Raw genomic sequence first — 18599 nt, 5'->3', positions numbered from 1 at the left:
GTCATTCCCACCAACGCACGTTCTTCGCTCCATGCTGATACGCAACCATTCATCACTTAGCGTTATATTGTATTGATACGCTTGTCACCCTTGTGGAAAAATGGGGACAACTGAAAATTTATTAAGGTGATGTCCGTGATCGACGCTGACGGCTTTCGCCCCAATGTTGGCATCATCATTGCCAATAGCCAGGGGCAGCTGCTTTGGGCGCGTCGGGTAGGACAAAATGCGTGGCAATTTCCCCAGGGGGGCATCAATGCAAGCGAGACGCCACAACAAGCACTTTTTCGTGAACTTTACGAAGAGATCGGCCTAACCGCCGACGATGTTGATATTGTTGCCTGCACCCGGGGCTGGCTACGCTACCGTCTGCCACGACGTATGATTCGCACACATTCGCGTCCGGTCTGTATAGGCCAGAAGCAGAAGTGGTTTTTACTTAAAATCCGTTGCCAGGAAAGCCAGATTTGTATGACGGCAACCCCAACCCCCGAGTTTGATGGGTGGCGTTGGGTGAGCTACTGGTACCCGCTAGGGCAGGTAGTGCCTTTTAAACGAGAGGTATATCGGCGCGCGCTGCGGGAGTTGTCTCCCCGCGTTCAGCGTCTGGCACAGGATGACGATTAGGGCGATTGGCCGCTGCCCAGGGTAGGGCGGCAGCAGTCTGCCAGAAAATTCCTCAGCGAGGCAAATAATAGTGAAAAGTAAAACGTCCATGCTTGAGGTGTTGCGCCGGGTGATTCAGGAAGTGAACGGCGCGCGCACCCTCGACGCCGCGCTGTCCACGATGGTACGCCGAATTCGTAAAGCGATGCAGACTGATGTGTGCTCCTTCTACCTTTACGACAAGGAGCTTGAGTCGCTGGTATTGATGGAGACCATTGGTCTGCGCACTCAAGCCGTAGGGCGCGTAGTACTGCCGTTAGGTGAAGGCCTGGTGGGCTTGGTGGCCAAACGCAGCGAGCCGCTTAACCTCGAAGATGCCCAGACCCACCCGCAATTCCGCTACTTTGAAGCCACCGGTGAAGAGCGCTACTCCAGCTTTTTGGGTGTGCCGATTATTCATCAGCGCCACATGCTGGGCGTATTGGTGGTTCAGCAAGCCGAAAAGCGCCGCTACGACGATGAGGACGAAGCCTTTCTGGTCACCATGGCCGCGCAGTTGGCTGGTGTGCTGGCGCATGCTTTAGCCACGGGCAACCTGCTGCGCCCGGCGCTTGCCGGAGGGCAGGCAATGTTTAAAGGCGTTGCTGCCTCGCCTGGCATGGCCATGGGGGAAGCAGTGGTGATTACCCCGCCCGCGGATTTAAACAGCGTGCCGGATCTGATACCCCGCGATCAGGATTATGAGGTCGCCCGCCTCAAAGAAGCCATTGGCAAAACCCGCAACGAAATTCGTGCCGCGGCCGAACGTTTGGCAAGCAGGATTTCTGCTCAAGAGCTGGCGCTGTTCGATGTTTATCAGCAGATGCTCGGCGAAGCCGCGCTGGCTGATGAAGTGGAAAAACGCATTCGCGAAGGCCAGTGGGCACCAGGCGCTCTGGCCGATGTAGTGCGTCGTCACGTCCAGTATCTGGAGCGGGTAGACGACAACTACCTACGCGAGCGAGCGGCTGATATTCGTGATCTTGGCCGCCGGGTACTTGCGCATCTGCAAGAAGATACCCCATCCACGCCGGAAACCTACCCCGATAACGCTATTCTGGTCGGTGATGAGATCAGCGTGGCCATGCTGGGTGAAGTCCCCCGCGAAAAGCTCAAAGGGCTGGTCTCGGTACGCGGCTCCAGCACGTCCCACGTGGCGATTGTCGCCCGGGCCATGGGCATTCCTACGGTGCTGGGCATGATGGATTTACCGCTGCCGCGCCTAGGCGGGGCGCCGGTGGTGCTGGATGGTCACCGTGGTCGCCTGTTTGTGCGCCCAGCGCCTGAACTTACGGCCCGTTATGAAAGTCTGATCGCCGAAGAAGAGGCGCTCAGCGAACTGCTTGAGCACGAGCAGGATCTGCCCAGCGCCACGCCCGACGGTCACACGATGCCGCTTATGGTCAATACCGGGTTAGCGGTAGATGCCACCGCGCTGCTTAAAAGCCGTATCGGTGGAGTGGGCCTCTATCGAACCGAAGTGCCGTTTATGATTACCGAACGCTTCCCCGGCGAGAAAGAGCAAACCAAGCTTTATCGTGAGCAGCTCGAAGGCTTTGCCCCGTTGCCGGTGGTGATGCGCACATTGGATATCGGCGGTGACAAGGATCTGCCCTATTTCCCCATTGAAGAGGCGAATCCGTTTCTAGGCTGGCGCGGTATGCGGGTAACGCTGGATCACCCGGAAGTGTTAATGGTGCAACTGCGCGCTATGCTCAAAGCCTCGATGGACCTGGATAACCTCTACGTTCTCTTCCCGATGATTACCAACGTCGAAGAGGTCGATGAAGCGCTGCGCCTGCTGGATCGCGCCATTCTAGAGCTGGGCGAAGAAGGGATTACTGTCGTCAGACCTAAAGTGGGCGTGATGATTGAAGTGCCCGCCACTATCTATCAAATGGACGCGCTGGCGAAGCGAGTCGACTTTTTCTCCGTGGGCAGCAACGATCTCACCCAGTACCTGCTGGCGGTGGATCGTAACAACCCACGCGTCTCGAGCCTTTACGATGCGCTGCACCCGGCGTTGCTCGGCGCTCTGCTGGAACTTGCTAACGATGCCACGCGGCTCGATAAGCCCATTTCGCTCTGTGGTGAATTGGCCGGAGACCCGGCTGGAGCGCTGCTGCTCATGGCCATGGGCTTTACCAGTCTTTCCATGAATGCGCCAAGCCTGCCCAAAGTGCGCGCGGCCATTCGCCGGGTGCCGTTCAGCGATGCTGAGCAGTTGCTCAAAGAAGTGATGGAGCTAGACACCCCTGCCCAGGTGCATACCCATCTAGAGGGGCGCATGGATGAGTGGCAGCTATCGCATCTGATGCCGCCCCGTGACTAAGTTCTTTATGCAAAGCCTAGGGTGTAGATTCAAGCGAACTGCTGGGCAACGCTAAAGAGGTTTCACCCTCAAAGCGCCCCAGCGGCCCAAAGCGCTGTTCGGTAACTTCGATGTGCCCGTCGCTATCCAGAGTGAGCCACGAGGTGGCGCGGGTGCCATAGCGTTCGCCGACAATAAACGCCGCTGAAAGCTGGCGCTCCAATTCAAGCCCCACGCCGGTATCCGGCAACTCCTCGATAGCCGCTTCTTGTGGATTTTGCATAGCGCGCTGAACGCCACTAGGCCATGCCTGGAACGGGTCTGGCTGTAAAAGAGTGTGCTCAAGCGCAGTGCGTACATGTAGAAGCTTTGGCCAGGGTGAGTTGAGATCAGCGTTGGAGAGGCCATGAACCCCGGGAGCTACCTCAGTGAGAGCCAGACGATCTCTGCTGCGGTGTAGGTGCCAAAGCCGTTGGGGCGTGGCGACCAATAAATTAAAGCCCGCGTAGCGCATTGCCTCGCCCTGGCTGAGCGCAGTTAGCCACGCTTCTATATCGCTACATTGCAGGGCATCGGCGACCAGTTCCCCCCTGCTTGGCGCGCCGGGTGGTGTGCCCAATTGCGGGTCACGTACGTTGGTTAACGCGGCCACTACACCGCCGCGCTTGGCTGCCAGCCACGAGCCACCGGCCTCTAAATCGCGGCCACCGACAATGGCCGAGTTATCTTGCCACTCACCCAGCGGCGCGGTGGGGCGCGCATGGAACTCATCACGGTTACCCATTAGCCGCAAAGGCATGGGGGTGCCGGGTTGCCAAGCAAACGATATCAAGCACATAACAAACTCGCAGGCGATAAGGATGAAAAACGTTCAACGCAAGAGCCGCATGACAGTAACGAAGCGTAGACGTACACTGACATTAGTATCATGTTTGTAGCATAAATCGTCACACCGAATGGGTGTGGGGCCTTAAACAGCGGTCACGTTATCAGCGGCCATACGGCCAATAGGAAGGCGAGATCATGCAGCGCTATCAAAGGGAGCACTTTTGGAATGCCATTGTTTGGCCTCTGCTGTGGCCACTGCTGCTTGTGCAAGCAGCATTAATCGTGCTCTGCGTGGTGGTTGGCGCCATGATGTGGTGGATGTCGCCCAGCTACGTCTCTTGGAGCACCATGTTGTGGCTAATGGCGGCGCTGCTTATCGGCAGCAGTTTGAATGTCGGCGCCTTCCTGATGTTGGTTAAAGCGCATGCTCGGCGTCAAGATAATCGCTTTATGCAAGAACTCACCGAACTTGAACGGCACAGTCAAGCACTATGCGCTACCGCTGCGCGTTCACTGCCCGAGCATAAATGTTCCCCGCCGGATGTCGCTGACGAATCTCATCTACCCCTTCAGCGGCTGGCCAGCGTTAATGAAATCCTCGCCGGTCTTGAGCGCTGCATGCACTGCTCCCAAGTGGCCACTGCCGCTACTAAGAACACCCGGCAGGAGCATGAGCAAACCCTGCTGGACGATCTTCAGCACCAGCAACGGCAGCTCAAGCACTTGATCGCCGGCCGTGAAAGGGCGCGGGAAGAGTCACGATTAAAATCAGGCTACTTAACGCTGCTGCAGCGTGAAACGGATAGCTTGTTAGACCATTTAAACAGCATGGTTGATAAAGAGCTCACCGATAACGGTGGGCAAAATATCATGGAAGTGTATGAGCACCTATCGGATATCCGCGCGCTACTGACCAATCTTGTTCAACAAAGCGCTGAGGGAGGAGTTGAACCAGGTTCTGAACAAAATTCTTTGAGCGGTGAGGCACAAGGGAGGAGTGGTGATCGCCTGGGGGCGCCGCGCACTTTACGCGTATTGGTCGTTGACGACGGGCCGGTAAATTTGATGCTGGCCCGGCAGATGCTGGAAACCCAGGGCCTACAGGTGGAAGGCGCTAGCAGCGGTGAACAGGCGTTGGAACGCCAGCAAAACGCGATATTTGATCTGGTATTTATGGATATTTTTATGCCCACTCTGGACGGGCTCGAAACCACCCGGCGTTGGCGCGAGTACGAACGCAACCATGGCGGTAGCCAAAGCGTGTTAGTAGCACTAACGGCCAACGTCGACAATGCCGGGCGCGACGCCTGTCTGGCGGCTGGTATGGATGACTTACTTGCCAAGCCTTACCAACCCCAAACCCTCATGAATATGATTGCTCACTGGTTCCCAGGCACGGTTAAAGCGGCTCCGTCTGAATGACTATCGTCACGACGTTATCGATTTATTTAACCTTAGGTGCCGTTGCGGGCACGATGGCTGGCGTATTCGGAGTGGGCGGTGGGCTCATTATCGTTCCTGTCTTGGTCTTTGCGTTTGGGCTGCAGAACATCGCTTCTGAAATTGCCATGCATTTAGCCATTGGCACCTCTCTCGCCACTATTCTTGTCACCGGTTCATCGTCCACCCTTGGCCATTATCGGCGCGGCAGCATTCACCGAGGGTGGCTTAAAGCGCTGCTGCCTGGCTTAGTGTTCGGTTCCATCGTTGGGGCGTTTATTGCCGACAACCTCTCCGGCACGGTGCTGGGAACTATGTTTGGCATCTTTGTTCTACTCATTGCCGCTAAAATGGTGTTTGGATTAACGCCTAAGCAGGGCAGTGCCTCACCCGGCAAATGGATAATGACGCTTGCCGGTGGTGCGATCGGCGCTGTTTCAGCACTGTTCGGGATTGGCGGAGGCGCCATGACAGTACCGCTACTATCACGCTGTGGTGCCAGCATGACTCAAGCGGTGGGCACGGCAGCGGCGGTAGGGCTACCCATCGCGCTGGTGGGGGCTCTGGCGTTTATCGTGGTGGGCTGGGGTAATCCACTGCTGCCCGCCTGGACAACTGGCTTTGTTATGTGGCCAGCGTTTTTCAGTATCGTGGTCACCAGCGTTCCATTTGCCCGCTTAGGCGTTAAACTTGCCCATGTTTTGCCCGCTCATGTGCTACGTCTCTCCTTCGCGTTACTGCTGGCAGTGGTAGGGGTGCGTTTCCTGCTCACCTAGGGTTTGTACGAAAAGTCGGCGAGCGAAGACTAGACAAGGCAAAAATCAACGAGAAAAGGACCGGGCTCGCGCTCGAGTTTACGGGGTGTAAATGAGCATTTTGAGTTGATTTTTAACGCAGTATTGTCGAGCGCAGTCAGTTTTCGTACAAAGACTAGTCTGTGACCGTTTTACGTGCTGAGTGGGCGTCTTGCATATTTCCTTTGGTCAGATTAGAGAGTGTAAATGATTAATTACCCAACGATTGACCCAGTGGCTATCTCCTTGGGGCCGCTGCAAGTCCATTGGTATGGCCTTATGTATGTGGTGGGATTTGTCGCCGCCTGGTGGCTTGGCTGTCGGCGCGCATCGCGTATTGGTCTCAATAATGACGATATTGGTGATTTGCTCTTCTACTGTGCCATCGGTGTCGTGGCTGGAGGGCGCTTAGGGTACGCGCTGTTCTACGGGCTAGGACAGTGGACAGCCGACCCGCTGTGGATCTTCCGCGTATGGGATGGCGGCATGAGCTTTCACGGCGGCCTACTCGGGGTGCTCCTCGCCGCCTGGATATTCGCTCGGCGTAAGCAGTTGGCTTTTTTAACGCTCACCGACTTTATCGCTCCTCTGGTGCCGATTGGCTTGGGTGCCGGGCGTATTGGTAACTTTATTAATCACGAGCTACCGGGCCGCATGACCTCGCTTCCTTGGGGCATGCCATTTCCCGGCATGGGGCCTGAGCCGCGTCATCCATCAGCACTCTACGAGGCGCTGTTAGAAGGCGTCGTGCTGTTCGCCATTCTGTGGTGGGTCTCCGCCAAGCCGACCGCACGAGGCTTTTTATCCGGGCTGTTTTTAGTCTGCTACGGCGTGTTCCGCTTTATGGTCGAATTTGTCCGCATGCCCGACGCCCACATTGGTTTTATCGCCTTCGGCTGGGTCACCATGGGCATGCTGCTCTCGCTTCCCATGATCGCGCTGGGCCTCGTCATCATCGCCTGGTCACGCTCCCAACCAGTGGATGTTAAGGTTTGATGGGGTCATAGAGCCTTGCCTGATTCAGTTGGAAATAGCGGTATTACGTCAGGTTGTCATTAGAACCTATTGGGAAATAGTTGTTCATGACAAAGCCAAATTGAGTTAATACAGAGGTGTGGTATGAGACTCAGTGAAGAGCAGAAAGCTATCGTAAAGCAGGTAGGCCAGGAAGTTTTCGGTAATAATGTTCAGCTTGCGCTCTTTGGTTCCCGCTTAAACGACCATGTCAAGGGCGGGGACATCGACATTTTAGTTAAGAGTGACAAGCCAATGACGGGCAAAATGATCAAGATGTTGACCATGACGGCTCGGTTACAGATGCGCCTGGGCGACCAGCCAATCGACATATTGATTTATGATCCAGAAACACCCTTGTCACCTGTGTATGAGCAAGCGCTTACTAATGGAGAGCTAATATGAGTGGTCTTCTTCCGGTTGAACGCTTCGTGGCGACGCTTAGCATAGTAAAGCGTGAAGGGAATCACTTAGCATACAGTTGGCTTACGCTATTTGCTGAAGGGAAGCTGATTACCCAAACATGGGTAGAGGTGCTAGACGAACAGCCAGAAGAGGCGGTTCTTTTAGAAGCTTTCGTTTCCAGGTTTGGCCGAATGCAAGATACGTTAGCCGACAAGTTATTACCTCGCTGGTTACAGGCGCTTGCGGAAAAGCCTGGAAGCCAAATTGAAACACTAAACCGGGCTGAGCGCTTAGGTGTAGTAGAAAGTGTTGAAGGGTGGCTGATTGCCAGAAAACTTCGTAACCAGTTGGTTCATGAGTACATGGAAAATGCATGCGAGTTTGCAGAGGCGATCAATATTGCGCGAGATTCGAGTCTTATGCTTATGGATACCTATAACCAGCTTCACAATTATGCTGAAAGTAAAATGGCCTTAGCTGATTTGCCGGGGTTGTTGGATTTACCTAATAGCTAGTGTTCTTGGAAGGTGAAGGAACTCAACTATCTGATAATTGGGGGAGTACACCAGCGGGTGCCTCAAACGCTCGCTGAACTCGTACGGGGATGTGCACTCGCTCGCTTTCGGTGGTGTGATTACGTACCGCAGCCATATCATAATGTGCACAGTGCATTGGATCCCCCGCATTCATGTGCATGCGAGATATAGTAGCGCGTGGTAAGCCTAAGGCGCACCCGCGGGAGCAGCGCGAAGCGGTGCCGGGGTTGGGCGAATAACGTTAACGGGGCGGCATTGCTAGACCGGGCAGCTATGGGCGCCTAGAATAAACCGCTACATCGCCTGTTAATTTGGAAATTCTGTGACTGCACCAACGCCCGCGCTTGAGCAACCCTATTTAGACTTGATGCAAACCGTTTTGGAGCATGGCGTTGACCGCCACGACCGTACAGGCGTCGGCACGCGCTCCGTGTTTGGCCATCAAATGCGCTTTGATTTATCGCGTGGTTTTCCACTACTGACCACCAAAAAACTCCACCTGCGCTCGATTATTCACGAACTCCTGTGGTTCCTGAAAGGCGACACCAACATCGCCTACCTAAAAGAGAACGGCGTGCGGATTTGGGACGAGTGGGCGGATGAAAACGGCGATTTAGGCCCCGTTTACGGCTACCAGTGGCGCAGCTGGCCCGACCCAAAAGGTGGCAGCGTTGACCAAATTGCCAAGGTGCTCGGTCAAATTCGCACCACCCCCCAATCCCGCCGCCTGATTGTTTCTGCATGGAACCCAGCCCAGGTCGATGAAATGCAGCTACCACCGTGCCACTGCCTGTTCCAGTTCTATGTGGCCAATGGCAAGCTGTCGTGCCAGCTCTATCAGCGCAGCGCCGACATTTTCCTCGGCGTGCCGTTTAATATCGCCAGCTACGCCTTACTACTGACCATGGTCGCCCAGGTGACCGGCCTTCAGCCGGGTGAATTTATCCACACCCTAGGCGATGCGCACCTGTACAGTAACCACCTTGAACAGGCCAAAGAGCAGCTATCGCGTACGCCTAAAGCGGCGCCTAAGCTAGTGCTCAATCCAGAGGTAGACGACTTGTTCGCATTCCGTTTTGAAGATATTCACATTGACGCTTACGAGGCGCACCCGCACATCAAGGCCGAGGTAGCGGTATGAGCCAGCAAAACGATACGAGTAACCAAAACGGCGCTTTCGACTCTCTGGTGCCGGTGGCAATGATCGTTGCCATGGCTAAAAATCGTGTGATCGGCGTAGACGGCAAGTTGCCCTGGTACCTGCCCGAAGATTTAAAGTTCTTCAAACGCATTACCCAGGCAAAACCGCTGGTCATGGGGCGTAAAACCTACGCTTCCATTGGCAAGCCGCTGCCTAATCGGCTTAATGTCGTTGTCACCCGCAACGACGAGTTTTCCCACGAAGGCGTACGCGTGTGTCACGACTTGCCCGCAGCGCTAGAGCTAGCCGACCAGCACGCCACCATAGAAGCGGCGGAAGAGATCATGGTAATGGGGGGCGGAGAAATTTACCGCCAGGCGCTTCCCTTTGCCCAACGGCTTTACATAACGGAAGTGGACATAGAGGTAGAAGGCGACGCAACGTTTCCTGACTTCGACCCTAGCGAGTGGCAAGAAGTACAGCGCGTAGCGGGGCAGCCAGCAGAAGGGCAGCCAAGTTATGATTTCGTCGTTTACGAGCGCATCGCCGACTAAAAAGGGCAAAGGAGAAGGCTATGGCCGCCAGCTTAATGAATATATTAGATGATTTAGAAGCGCGTCTTGAACGCACACAAGCTGAGCTACATGCCCTGCGTGAAGAAAACCAGCGGCTAAAGCAGCAATTGGCATTGAAAAGCGCCCAATCGCAAAGCGTGCCAAGCTCCGAAGCCACGACTAAAATAGACAATGAAAGACATAACGAAGAAGCTGTCGATGCAAAGGTTCTCGACCCAAAAGCGCCTGAAACGCCACCACCCAGCGAAGTAGCGCCAGATCAGGTCGAGCCAGTAGAAGCCAAGCCAGTAGAAGCCAAGCCAGAAGAAACCAAACCAGAAGAAACCAAACCAGAAGCAAAAGTTGAATCATCGGCTACCGCTGAAACGGCCAAAGCACCTTCACCGCACGCCCTGTTGAATCAATGGTACGAGCGCTACCCCAAGGCGTTTTTTAAAGGCCACACAAAGCCCTTAAAAGTGGGTATTCATCAACAGCTTGCAGAGCGCGAAGAGTGGCCTAGTAAGCTAATTCGTCGAGCCTTGGCCAACTACGTGAACCTCCCGCGCTATATAAAAGCAGTGCGCGAGGGCGCCGAACGGGTAGATTTGGATGGTCAACCCGCAGGCAAGGTAGATAAAGAAGCGGCGCTACACGCAGCAGAAAAACGTGGTGATCAGAAAGTAGCTGGGCAGCCAAAAAAAGCGCAACCTAAACCATCGTCTGCCGCTAAAAACACCCGTCAAGAAAAACCGAAACAGCCTGATTTAGCGCCGGATGCAGAACCGAAGGCAGAAAAAGGCGAGCCGCGTAAGTCGCTTAGCTTGGAAGACAAATTGTTAGATTTACAGCAGAAATTCAAAGGCCGCTGAGACCGGGCCCAGCAGCAGGGGTTCCATAAAAAAGCACAAATAGTAAGAAAACACTGTTTTTTTCTATTGCGTTCCCTGGAGTCCCGGTATAGAGTTTGTTCTGCGAGCATTGGACTATAACAAGGCTTAGTTGAGGACATGCCGCATACCACCGGGAAAAAACCGGCGGATGGCAAAAGAGCATGGCCCGCAAAAGCCAACTGCCAACTTATTAAGAGTTGAGCAGCAACGATCGAAACAGTATACGAGTTAAGGAACTTACATCATGAAAAAGACACTTTTAGCGACTGCTATCGTTGGCGCCCTGGGTGCCTCTGCTGCAGCACAAGCAGCTACCGTTTATGACCAGGATGGCACCCGACTGGACGTCTATGGCCGTATCGCCATGGGTGTTGCTGGTGGCGGCCCTGAGTACAACGGTGACGGCGAAAAAATCAACAACGACGCTGAGTTCGTAGATGTTTACTCACGTCTTGGTCTGCGCATGAGCCACGAAGTTTCACGTGACCTGACTGCTTTCGGTCGTGTTGAGTGGCGTTTCGACGGTGACGAGCGTACCGGCCCTAGCGGTAATGGCAACAGCGGTTTCAAAGAAGTTCGTCAGAGCTACATCGGCTTGCAAAGCGACCAGTTCGGTACTTTCCAAGCAGGTAATTTCGACAGCTTCTACAATCAGTTCGTTTCTCTGCCGTTCGATTGGGAAATTGATCGCGGTTTAGAGTTTGCTGGTCACCCGAAGCAGTCGCGTGGCGACTCTATCGGTTACTACACGCCTGACCTGAGCGGCTTCACTGCATTCTTGCAACTGAAACACTATAGCGAGCGCGGCCTGACTGAAGCGGAAGAAACTTCTGAAGGTGACGTAATCGCGCCGCAAGGTGGTGTTCGTTACGCACAAGGCCCTGTAACTGTTGGTCTGGGTTTTGTTGATGACGTTGCACGTGGCGGCGGTAACGCTGAAATGTTGTACGGTCTGATCGGTTCTTACGATATCACTGACCAGTTCTCTGCTCGCTTGGGTTACGAAACTCGCGACGATAACAACCTTCGTGGTGGTGGTTACGACACAGTTGGCCTAGGTGGTACTTTCACCACTGGTCCTTGGGCGTTTGCTGCTGACATCTACGATGTAGATCCTGACAACGGCGACAGCCGCACTTCTTGGGCCCTGGGTTCTTACTATAACGTTTCCAGCAACTTTGATGTGTTCCTAGAGCTGCAGCAAGCTGACCAACCGTCTATCGACGTTTCCATCGGCGGTGGCAGTGGCGTCGATGTTGAGCGCGCTGATGGCGACGACATGTACTGGCTAACAGGCGCTCGTTACCACTTCTAAGCCTGGTTTAAACACTACGCTTAAAAGGTAACTGCCTAGCAGAACCAAATAGAACCGGCCTCTTTAGAGGCCGGTTTTTTTTGCATTTTTGCCAATAATATTTATTAATACAAATAAGAACTGTTTTCCTTTAAGGTCGGCTTGATATTGTATAACATTGTTTCGCTGCATATAGCTGAGAATAGCTGAATAGCTAAAGCAGTGAACAAGATTAGCGTATCAAGGGATTATTTCTAATGCAGAAGAAGCAGTTAGCGGTGGTTGTAGCAAGTCTGTTAAGTATCTCCTCGGTTCAAGCCACAACACTTTATGATCAGGACGGCACGAAGCTGGATATTTACGGCCGTATTGCCATGGGTATTGCGGGCGGTGGCCCTGAGTTTAATAGCGCTGGCAATAAAGTGGATGACGGCGCGGAATTTATTGATGTCTACTCCCGCCTAGGGTTTCGAATGAGTCATGCGGTTACTTCAGACCTAACGGCATTAGGACACTTGGAGTGGCGGTTTACTGGCGATGAGCGCAACACGGATCAGGGCTTCAACGAAATACGACAAAGCTACATCGGTTTATCAAGTAAGCAGTATGGCACGTTGCTGGCAGGTAATTTTAATAGCATGTATGCCCAGTTTGTCTCGCTGCCGTTTGATGTTTATCAAGACCGGGGATTACTGTTTAAATCATCGGGTTTGCAGTCTTGGGGTGATTCAATTGCTTACTACACGCCTGAGCTGAACGGCTTCACTTCTTTTCTCCAGGTTAAGCACTACAGCGAGCGGGGGTTAACGGCTTCAGAGCAGAGTAGTGAGGGTGAGGTTGTTGCCGCACAAGGTGGTATTCGCTATCAGCAAGGCCCATTCAAAGTTGGGTTTGGTGCAGTGGAAAACGTAGTGCGTGGTGGTGGCAGTGGAAATGGTGAAACGCTGTATGGCCTTATTGGGGCATACTCGCTATCTGATCAGCTATCAATGCGCTTAGGTGTTGAGACTCAAGACAACAGCGATACTTATGGCAAAGGGTTCGAAACGGTCGGCCTAGGTGGTACCTACTCCACAGGGCCCTGGGCTTTTACCGCAGATTACTACAACGTAGACCGTGACGAAGTCGAGGAGAGTAACGCCTGGGCTGCAGGCGCTTACTATAAAGTCACCAGTGCATTTGACGTGTTCGTAGAGCTAGCCGATGGTGATGCGCCAAGCATGCGGAAAGAAAGTTCGGCAGACAGGACATATTGGCTGACAGGCGCACGTTATCACTTCTAACGTCGTTTTAAAGAATTTGTTTATATCAAAACGGCCACATTTATGTGGCCGTTTTTTTGCTTTTCAATGGCTGTTATTCTCACAATAAGAATGAATAGGTTGTACAAGAGCTGTCTATGTAGAGCCGCTGGCGGTATTCCCCTACAATGGGCGGCTGGCAAAAGTGCTTTGCGCTTGTGCCAACCACTTTCATCCACCCAGAGAAGTAGGGCAAGGGAATACGCCCGTTATAATCCCTGGGCGGTAGCGTGCCTTTTATTTGGAAATAACTATGTCGATATCTCAACGTTCAGTGGTCTCTCCAGCACGCATGCTGCTGGCAGCGCTGAGTTTAGCCGTGGTGAGTGGTTGTGCCTCGTACCCCTCCAGCTCAACTCAGCAAGAAGCGCAGTATGTATTGAATAACGACCCGGCCACCTTGCTGCAAGACGACAACCTCAATGGCTTTTTAACACAGGCTCCCGCAGGTGCCGTGATTAATGTTCCAGACAGCCCATGGGGTAATAATGTCGAGATTGTGGCTGACGCCGCCTACCTTGCCGCCAGTGGGCGCGAGTGTCGCAAGCTAAGAGTAGTCGCCGTCGACTCCAATAACGCGCGTTCTGCACTCGTCTGCAAAACACCCAATGGTTGGGTTAATCAACGCGTTGTGGCACAAACAACACAGGGGCGCAATTAATGAAAGTGACCACTCTGCTTGACCGCGCTACGCTAAATCGCTCGCTAGCCGTCGCTTCCATAGCGCTTGCCAGCGTTTTTGTAGTGCCCAATACATGGGCGCAGGCGCTAAGCCTTTCCGACAGCATTGTACCTGAGCAGGCTAACCAGCAAGGCAGCCTGCCGCAGCAAGAAGTCAACGATACACCCCGAGCCAACTGGGATAGCGGCACATATGGCCCGGTTTCGCCCAACGTACAAGATCCCGATGCGCTACCGCCATTTGGCGCCAACTTATTCACAGGTGGGTTTCGTGGCGCGATGGGGGATGGTCTCAACCCTGACTACCGGATTAAGCCCGGCGACCAAGTCACGGTTCGCGCCTGGGGCGCATTTGAACTTGATCGCGTGTTACCCGTCGACGCCCAAGGAAATATTTTCATACCTGGCTCAGGGCCGCTCAATGTAGAAGGGCAGAGTAGCCAACAGGTCGATGGCAGCGTGCGCCAAGCCATTACCTCGGTATACCCAGATAACGTCCAGGTCTATACCAACCTCCAAGGTGTGCAGCCCGTAGCCGTCTACGTCACAGGCTATGTTGAAAACCCCGGCCGTTACGCGGGCACACCCAACGACTCGCTGCTCTATTTTCTAGATCAGTCCGGCGGCATAGATCAAGACCTGGGCAGTTATCGCCAAATTCGTGTAATGCGCGACGGTCGCAATGTCGCCACTGTCGACCTCTATGACTTCTTGATCAACGGCAATATACCCCGCCCGCAATTTCAAGATGGCGACACCATCGTAGTCGAAGAGCGTGGCCCCGCAATTGCGGTAGGTGGAGATGTTCACCGTGAATACCGCTATGAAATGACAGGCAACAGCTTGAGTGGCGCTGAGCTGGTAAATCTAGCGCGGTTAAGAAGTGGCGTTTCACACGTTCTGCTACGCGGTGACCGTGAAGAAGGGCCTATTGCTCAATACTTCCCCATTGATATGTTTGCCGGTCAAACGATCCGCAGCGGCGACGAAGTGCTGTTCAGCTCAGATAAGCGCAGTGAAACCATCGTTGTGGAAGTAGAAGGCAGCTATTACGGCCCTTCACGGTACGCACTGCCAAGGGATGCTCGTTTAAGCGAATTACTAGACGCCATCGCCGTACCAGAAAACATGACCGCCGTGGAAAGCATCTCAATAAAGCGTGAAAGTGTTAAAAAGCAGCAAGCGCAGTCCCTTGAAGAGAGCCTACGCCGCCTAGAGACCACCTACTTAGGCGCGCCCTCAAACACCAATGAAGAAGCGCAGATTCGTGTACAAGAAGCGGAACTGATTCAGGACTTCATCTCTCGTGCCAGTGAGCTAGAGCCCAGTGGCCGTTTAGTCGTCGCTTACGATGGGCGCATTTCCGATATTCGCCTGCAGGATGGCGATGTAGTCACTATTCCGGAAGTGAGTGACTCCATGCTCATCAGTGGTGAAGTGCTTGTGCCCCAAGCCGCTGTTTATCGCCCAGGTATGAGCGTGATCGATTACGTTGAAGGTGCAGGCGGCTTCACTGACCGTGCAGATGACGACCATATACTTGTGGTTCGTCAAAATGGCGCTGTCGAGAACGCCCGCAATGTTAATTTACGCCCAGGCGATGAAATCCTTGTGATGCCCGCGGCACCCACGCACAACCTTCAGCTAGCCTCTACGATAACGCAGATCCTCTACCAGGTTGCCGTAGCAACCAGAGTAGCGGTTGATCTGTAATAGGAGAAGGGTGAGGAGTTAGGGGGTTGGAGTGAAGAGTAAGGAGTGAGGGGTGAAGAAAGTCCCTCTCACACCTCACAATTTACACCTCACCCCTTACCCTTCACCTCTCACCCCTTACACCTCACTTATTCAAGAAGTAGCGCTATGGATAACGTAAACGGTGGCCCACGGCGGAGCGCACGAACACCGTGGCAAGTCACGCGCAGCGTGTGGTACGCCATGTTCATGCGCGAAGCCATTTCGCGCACCATGTCAGACCGCATGGGCTGGTTTTGGATGATTTTTGAGCCAGTTGCATATATCGGTATCATGATTGCCATTCGTACTTTTATTCGTGGCGACCAGTTGATTGTTAACGCCGATTTTATTCCTTGGTTAATAACAGGCCTCCTGGGCTTTGCATTAGTACGCGAAGGTATGATGCGTGGCATGGGGGCAGTAGATGGCAATAGAGCTCTATTCGCTTATCGTCAAGTGCAGCCCGTAGACCCTGTGCTAGTGCGCAACTTTTTAGAAGGCATGCTGCGCAGCTTTATCTTCCTGATTTTTATAGGTGGCGGGCTAATGCTGGGGCTGGACATGTATCCAGATAATGCACTTCGAGCGATGGCTGCTTGGCTTTCGCTATGGAGCTTAGGGCTTGGCTTAGGGTTGGTAACCTCTGTCGCAGCATCATTGGTACCTGAGCTAGGCAGGGTATTCCGCATGCTCGCTCTACCACTTATGATTTTATCAGGGGTGATTTTTCCGCTAAATGCCTTGCCCCACTGGTTGCTGGAATACCTGATGATTAATCCTATCCCTCATGGCCTTGAAACGTTGCGCCTGGGCTTTTTTGACAAGTACCAAGTCGTCCATGGCACCAGTATGCTCTATTTCTGGTTCTTTACATTTACGCTAATCGCCCTGGGGCTATTGATGCACCTGCGCTTTATTGATCGATTGAAGGCACAATAAACTATGCAACGTTCTTTTCGTCATTTTATTAAAACATCGCCACACTGGGCCGTGGCGATAGTCGCGATAGCTTTGGTCTCGTTTTATTGGTTTGTATGGGCGGAAGATCGCTATGTTTCCCGCGCAACAGTGGTGCTGGAAAGCCCGCAGGTAGCAACGCCAGAATTTAGCCTATCTTCAATTATGGGCAGTGGCGGTGGGGGAAATACCCACGATCTGTTGCTGCTGCGTGAGCACTTACTCTCTGTAGACATGCTACGCTTACTGGACGAAAAGCTGAATCTGCGTGAGCACTATTCTGAGAATGGAGATATCTTCGCCAAACTGCTTAACCGTGATGCCCCCATTGAAGACCTGCACCAATACTACCTGCGCCGTGTAGAGGTAGAGCTGGATGAGTATGCAGGCGTGCTCAATATCCGCGTGCAGGCGTATACGCCAGAGTTTGCCCATGAAGTTGCCACGCTGCTACTTGAAGCAGGTGAAGACCATATGAACGAAATGGGGCATCGTCTAGCGGATGAGCAAGTGAAATTTTTAGAGCAGCAAATGGTTCGGCTTGAAGAGCGCTTTGAAGAGACCCGGGCCAAGCTGCTTGAATTCCAAAACGAATATGGTTTGGTTTCACCAACCGCAACGGTAGAAAATATTAACCAAGTTGTGGCAACACTTGAGGCTGATCTAGCCCGCCTGCAAGCGCAGCGCAGCGCATTAGCCAGCTTCCAAAGCTCCCAGTCTTCTGAATTGCGCCAAGTCGAGCGTAATATCACGGCATTGCGCGACCAAATTATTGAGCAGCGTGATCGAATCGCCCAAGCTTCAGGCGACTCGCTCAACAGTGTGTCAGCGCAATATGAAACACTAGAACTGCAGGCACAGTTTGCTCAGGAAACCTACTCAAGTGCGCTGGCTGCGTTAGAAAACACCCGCTTAGAAGCTGCCCGCCAGCTCAAGCAGGTAAGCGTGCTGCAAAGCCCGCTATTCCCGGAGTACCCCACAGAACCCAACCGGCTCTACAACAGCAGCGTATTCGCTATCATCACCATCTTCCTCGCCTTTATCTTCAGCATGCTGATGATGATCATCAAAGATCACCGCGATTAAGGTTGGGGTGAAGGGTGAAGGGTGAAGGGTGAATAGTGAATGGTGAGGGGTGGATCGTGAAGGGTGAATGGTACGAAACGATTCACCATTTACCACTCACGATTCACATTTTTGTAGCGCGTGGTAACGAGAAAGCGAGTTCAGCGAGCGTTCGTGGGCACCCGCGAAAGGCGTCGGAACGACGCCCAACGGCACGTAACCAACCCCGGCATGCGATCGCGGGTGTCGATTCAGTTGTCCAAACTAAGTATGTAGTTTGAGAATATGTACAGTCACCGTTTCAAGGTAGATATTTACATAACACGCCATGCCCGTGAGCGCATGGCTAGTCGAAATATCACAGAAAGTGAACTGCTAGAATTGATAGAGCGGGGAACAGTAAAGTACAAAGATGCTACGCGGTTTTGGATAGCGATGCATGTTGAAAGTCGCCAAGACAACCTTTTGTCTATCGCAGCTGTCTTAGAAGACAAACTGGTTGTCAAAACCGTTATGCATCACTTTGAGTGGGAGGATAAGTAATGCGTACAACCTACGATGAAGCGGATGACATTCTAGTTTTGCATCTTTCAGATAAACGTACGGTTAAAGAAATTTCTCAAGACTGGAATACGCATATTAGTTACGCGGAAGATGGCACAATTACTGAAATTGTCATCCTTGACGCTTCTAAGCAGGGGGCATGGCCGCTCTTAAAGAGCCAAGCAGCGTAACCCAACCCCCGGCACCGCTCCGCGCTGCTCTCGCGGGTGCGCCTGAGGCTTACCACGCGCTACTAAATCGCGCATGCACAGAACATTGTGGAAGCACGACCCGTAGCGCGTGGTAACGAGAAAGCGAGTTCAGCGAGCGTTCGTGGGCACCCGCGAAAGGCGTCGGAACGACGCCCAACGGCACATAGCCAACTCCCGGCACCGCTCCGCGCTATTCACACGATTGCGCCGACACCAAACTGTTCACGATTCACGATTCACGATTCACGATT

At 53.3% G+C, this 18599-nt stretch carries 19 protein-coding genes; 18 read left to right on the top strand and 1 reads right to left on the bottom strand.

Annotation, left to right across the window (positions count from 1 at the left end; all coding sequences use genetic code 11):
• Positions 1-135 precede the first annotated feature (135 nt).
• Positions 136-627 carry an RNA pyrophosphohydrolase gene (gene rppH, locus HALA3H3_RS24360; RefSeq protein ID WP_022519684.1) on the top strand — a complete coding sequence of 164 codons (492 nt, stop codon included), beginning with the start codon at positions 136-138 and terminating at the stop codon, positions 625-627.
• Between the two features lie 88 nt (positions 628-715).
• Positions 716-2977 carry a phosphoenolpyruvate--protein phosphotransferase gene (gene ptsP, locus HALA3H3_RS24355; RefSeq protein ID WP_053857097.1) on the top strand — a complete coding sequence of 754 codons (2262 nt, stop codon included), beginning with the start codon at positions 716-718 and terminating at the stop codon, positions 2975-2977.
• Positions 2978-2993: 16 nt separating this feature from the next.
• On the opposite strand, the gene HALA3H3_RS24350 is transcribed toward ptsP, so the two are convergent.
• Positions 2994-3794 (bottom strand): NRDE family protein, encoded by an 801-nt coding sequence (locus HALA3H3_RS24350; protein ID WP_022519682.1) that lies wholly within the window; start codon positions 3792-3794, stop codon positions 2994-2996.
• Positions 3795-3979: 185 nt separating this feature from the next.
• On the opposite strand from HALA3H3_RS24350, the gene HALA3H3_RS24345 reads away from it, so the two are divergent.
• The 16 genes from HALA3H3_RS24345 to HALA3H3_RS24270 all read left to right on the top strand — a co-directional run bounded on the left by HALA3H3_RS24345 (position 3980) and on the right by HALA3H3_RS24270 (position 18327).
• A complete protein-coding gene (locus HALA3H3_RS24345) occupies positions 3980-5206 on the top strand; it encodes a response regulator (protein WP_022519681.1) in 1227 nt (408 codons plus the stop codon).
• Positions 5203-6000, top strand: a complete 798-nt coding sequence (locus HALA3H3_RS24340; protein ID WP_022519680.1) for a sulfite exporter TauE/SafE family protein — start codon at positions 5203-5205, stop codon at positions 5998-6000. The genes HALA3H3_RS24345 and HALA3H3_RS24340 overlap by 4 nt, the downstream gene beginning before the upstream one ends.
• Before the next feature lie 225 nt (positions 6001-6225).
• On the top strand, positions 6226-7014 hold the full coding sequence (lgt, locus tag HALA3H3_RS24335; RefSeq protein WP_022519679.1) for a prolipoprotein diacylglyceryl transferase: 789 nt from the start codon (positions 6226-6228) through the stop codon (positions 7012-7014).
• Between the two features lie 123 nt (positions 7015-7137).
• On the top strand, positions 7138-7437 hold the full coding sequence (locus HALA3H3_RS24330) for a nucleotidyltransferase domain-containing protein (RefSeq protein WP_022519678.1): 300 nt from the start codon (positions 7138-7140) through the stop codon (positions 7435-7437).
• Positions 7434-7952, top strand: a complete 519-nt coding sequence (locus HALA3H3_RS24325) for a hypothetical protein (RefSeq protein ID WP_022519677.1) — start codon at positions 7434-7436, stop codon at positions 7950-7952. Before HALA3H3_RS24330 ends, HALA3H3_RS24325 begins: the two co-directional genes overlap by 4 nt.
• A 388-nt stretch (positions 7953-8340) precedes the next feature.
• On the top strand, positions 8341-9114 hold the full coding sequence (locus HALA3H3_RS24320) for a thymidylate synthase (RefSeq protein ID WP_053857259.1): 774 nt from the start codon (positions 8341-8343) through the stop codon (positions 9112-9114).
• Positions 9111-9668 (top strand): dihydrofolate reductase, encoded by a 558-nt coding sequence (locus HALA3H3_RS24315; protein ID WP_022519674.1) that lies wholly within the window; start codon positions 9111-9113, stop codon positions 9666-9668. Before HALA3H3_RS24320 ends, HALA3H3_RS24315 begins: the two co-directional genes overlap by 4 nt.
• A 20-nt stretch (positions 9669-9688) precedes the next feature.
• Positions 9689-10540 carry a ProQ/FINO family protein gene (locus tag HALA3H3_RS24310; RefSeq protein ID WP_022519673.1) on the top strand — a complete coding sequence of 284 codons (852 nt, stop codon included), beginning with the start codon at positions 9689-9691 and terminating at the stop codon, positions 10538-10540.
• Between the two features lie 265 nt (positions 10541-10805).
• The gene (locus HALA3H3_RS24305; protein WP_022519672.1) at positions 10806-11876 is read left to right on the top strand and encodes a porin; all 1071 of its coding nucleotides are present in this window, start codon (positions 10806-10808) and stop codon (positions 11874-11876) included.
• Between the two features lie 236 nt (positions 11877-12112).
• A complete protein-coding gene (locus HALA3H3_RS24300) occupies positions 12113-13138 on the top strand; it encodes a porin (RefSeq protein ID WP_022519671.1) in 1026 nt (341 codons plus the stop codon).
• Positions 13139-13409: 271 nt separating this feature from the next.
• Positions 13410-13817 (top strand): DVU3141 family protein, encoded by a 408-nt coding sequence (locus HALA3H3_RS24295; protein ID WP_022519670.1) that lies wholly within the window; start codon positions 13410-13412, stop codon positions 13815-13817.
• Positions 13817-15550, top strand: coding sequence for a polysaccharide biosynthesis/export family protein (locus HALA3H3_RS24290; RefSeq protein ID WP_022519669.1), 1734 nt, complete (start codon positions 13817-13819; stop codon positions 15548-15550). The genes HALA3H3_RS24295 and HALA3H3_RS24290 overlap by 1 nt, the downstream gene beginning before the upstream one ends.
• 147 nt (positions 15551-15697) lie before the next feature.
• Positions 15698-16510, top strand: coding sequence for an ABC transporter permease (locus tag HALA3H3_RS24285; RefSeq protein WP_022519668.1), 813 nt, complete (start codon positions 15698-15700; stop codon positions 16508-16510).
• A 3-nt stretch (positions 16511-16513) separates the two neighbouring features.
• Positions 16514-17614 carry a hypothetical protein gene (locus HALA3H3_RS24280; protein ID WP_022519667.1) on the top strand — a complete coding sequence of 367 codons (1101 nt, stop codon included), beginning with the start codon at positions 16514-16516 and terminating at the stop codon, positions 17612-17614.
• Positions 17615-17878: 264 nt separating this feature from the next.
• On the top strand, positions 17879-18136 hold the full coding sequence (locus HALA3H3_RS24275) for a DUF4258 domain-containing protein (protein ID WP_022519666.1): 258 nt from the start codon (positions 17879-17881) through the stop codon (positions 18134-18136).
• On the top strand, positions 18136-18327 hold the full coding sequence (locus HALA3H3_RS24270) for a DUF2283 domain-containing protein (RefSeq protein ID WP_022519665.1): 192 nt from the start codon (positions 18136-18138) through the stop codon (positions 18325-18327). The genes HALA3H3_RS24275 and HALA3H3_RS24270 overlap by 1 nt, the downstream gene beginning before the upstream one ends.
• The last annotated feature ends 272 nt before the right edge of the window (positions 18328-18599 follow it).

The organism is Halomonas sp. A3H3, from assembly GCF_000982975.1.
Taxonomy (GTDB): Bacteria; Pseudomonadota; Gammaproteobacteria; order Pseudomonadales; family Halomonadaceae; genus Vreelandella; species Vreelandella titanicae.
The sequence above is the reverse complement of the archived record's forward strand: the minus strand, read 5'-3'. Positions and strand labels throughout refer to the sequence as shown.

Excerpts from the sequence above, each read along its gene's own strand:
- HALA3H3_RS24340 (WP_022519680.1), top strand. The coding sequence starts at position 5,203 with ATGACTATCGTCACGACGTTATCGATTTATTTAACCTTAGGTGCCGTT.
- HALA3H3_RS24295 (WP_022519670.1), top strand. The coding sequence starts at position 13,410 with ATGTCGATATCTCAACGTTCAGTGGTCTCTCCAGCACGCATGCTGCTG.
- HALA3H3_RS24280 (WP_022519667.1), top strand. The coding sequence starts at position 16,514 with ATGCAACGTTCTTTTCGTCATTTTATTAAAACATCGCCACACTGGGCC.
- HALA3H3_RS24345 (WP_022519681.1), top strand. The coding sequence starts at position 3,980 with ATGCAGCGCTATCAAAGGGAGCACTTTTGGAATGCCATTGTTTGGCCT.
- lgt (WP_022519679.1), top strand. The coding sequence starts at position 6,226 with ATGATTAATTACCCAACGATTGACCCAGTGGCTATCTCCTTGGGGCCG.
- HALA3H3_RS24300 (WP_022519671.1), top strand. The coding sequence starts at position 12,113 with ATGCAGAAGAAGCAGTTAGCGGTGGTTGTAGCAAGTCTGTTAAGTATC.
- HALA3H3_RS24275 (WP_022519666.1), top strand. The coding sequence starts at position 17,879 with ATGTACAGTCACCGTTTCAAGGTAGATATTTACATAACACGCCATGCC.
- HALA3H3_RS24330 (WP_022519678.1), top strand. The coding sequence starts at position 7,138 with ATGAGACTCAGTGAAGAGCAGAAAGCTATCGTAAAGCAGGTAGGCCAG.
- ptsP (WP_053857097.1), top strand. The coding sequence starts at position 716 with ATGCTTGAGGTGTTGCGCCGGGTGATTCAGGAAGTGAACGGCGCGCGC.
- HALA3H3_RS24350 (WP_022519682.1), bottom strand. The coding sequence starts at position 3,794 with ATGTGCTTGATATCGTTTGCTTGGCAACCCGGCACCCCCATGCCTTTG.
- HALA3H3_RS24325 (WP_022519677.1), top strand. The coding sequence starts at position 7,434 with ATGAGTGGTCTTCTTCCGGTTGAACGCTTCGTGGCGACGCTTAGCATA.
- HALA3H3_RS24310 (WP_022519673.1), top strand. The coding sequence starts at position 9,689 with ATGGCCGCCAGCTTAATGAATATATTAGATGATTTAGAAGCGCGTCTT.
- HALA3H3_RS24305 (WP_022519672.1), top strand. The coding sequence starts at position 10,806 with ATGAAAAAGACACTTTTAGCGACTGCTATCGTTGGCGCCCTGGGTGCC.
- HALA3H3_RS24315 (WP_022519674.1), top strand. The coding sequence starts at position 9,111 with ATGAGCCAGCAAAACGATACGAGTAACCAAAACGGCGCTTTCGACTCT.
- HALA3H3_RS24270 (WP_022519665.1), top strand. The coding sequence starts at position 18,136 with ATGCGTACAACCTACGATGAAGCGGATGACATTCTAGTTTTGCATCTT.
- HALA3H3_RS24285 (WP_022519668.1), top strand. The coding sequence starts at position 15,698 with ATGGATAACGTAAACGGTGGCCCACGGCGGAGCGCACGAACACCGTGG.
- HALA3H3_RS24320 (WP_053857259.1), top strand. The coding sequence starts at position 8,341 with ATGCAAACCGTTTTGGAGCATGGCGTTGACCGCCACGACCGTACAGGC.
- HALA3H3_RS24290 (WP_022519669.1), top strand. The coding sequence starts at position 13,817 with ATGAAAGTGACCACTCTGCTTGACCGCGCTACGCTAAATCGCTCGCTA.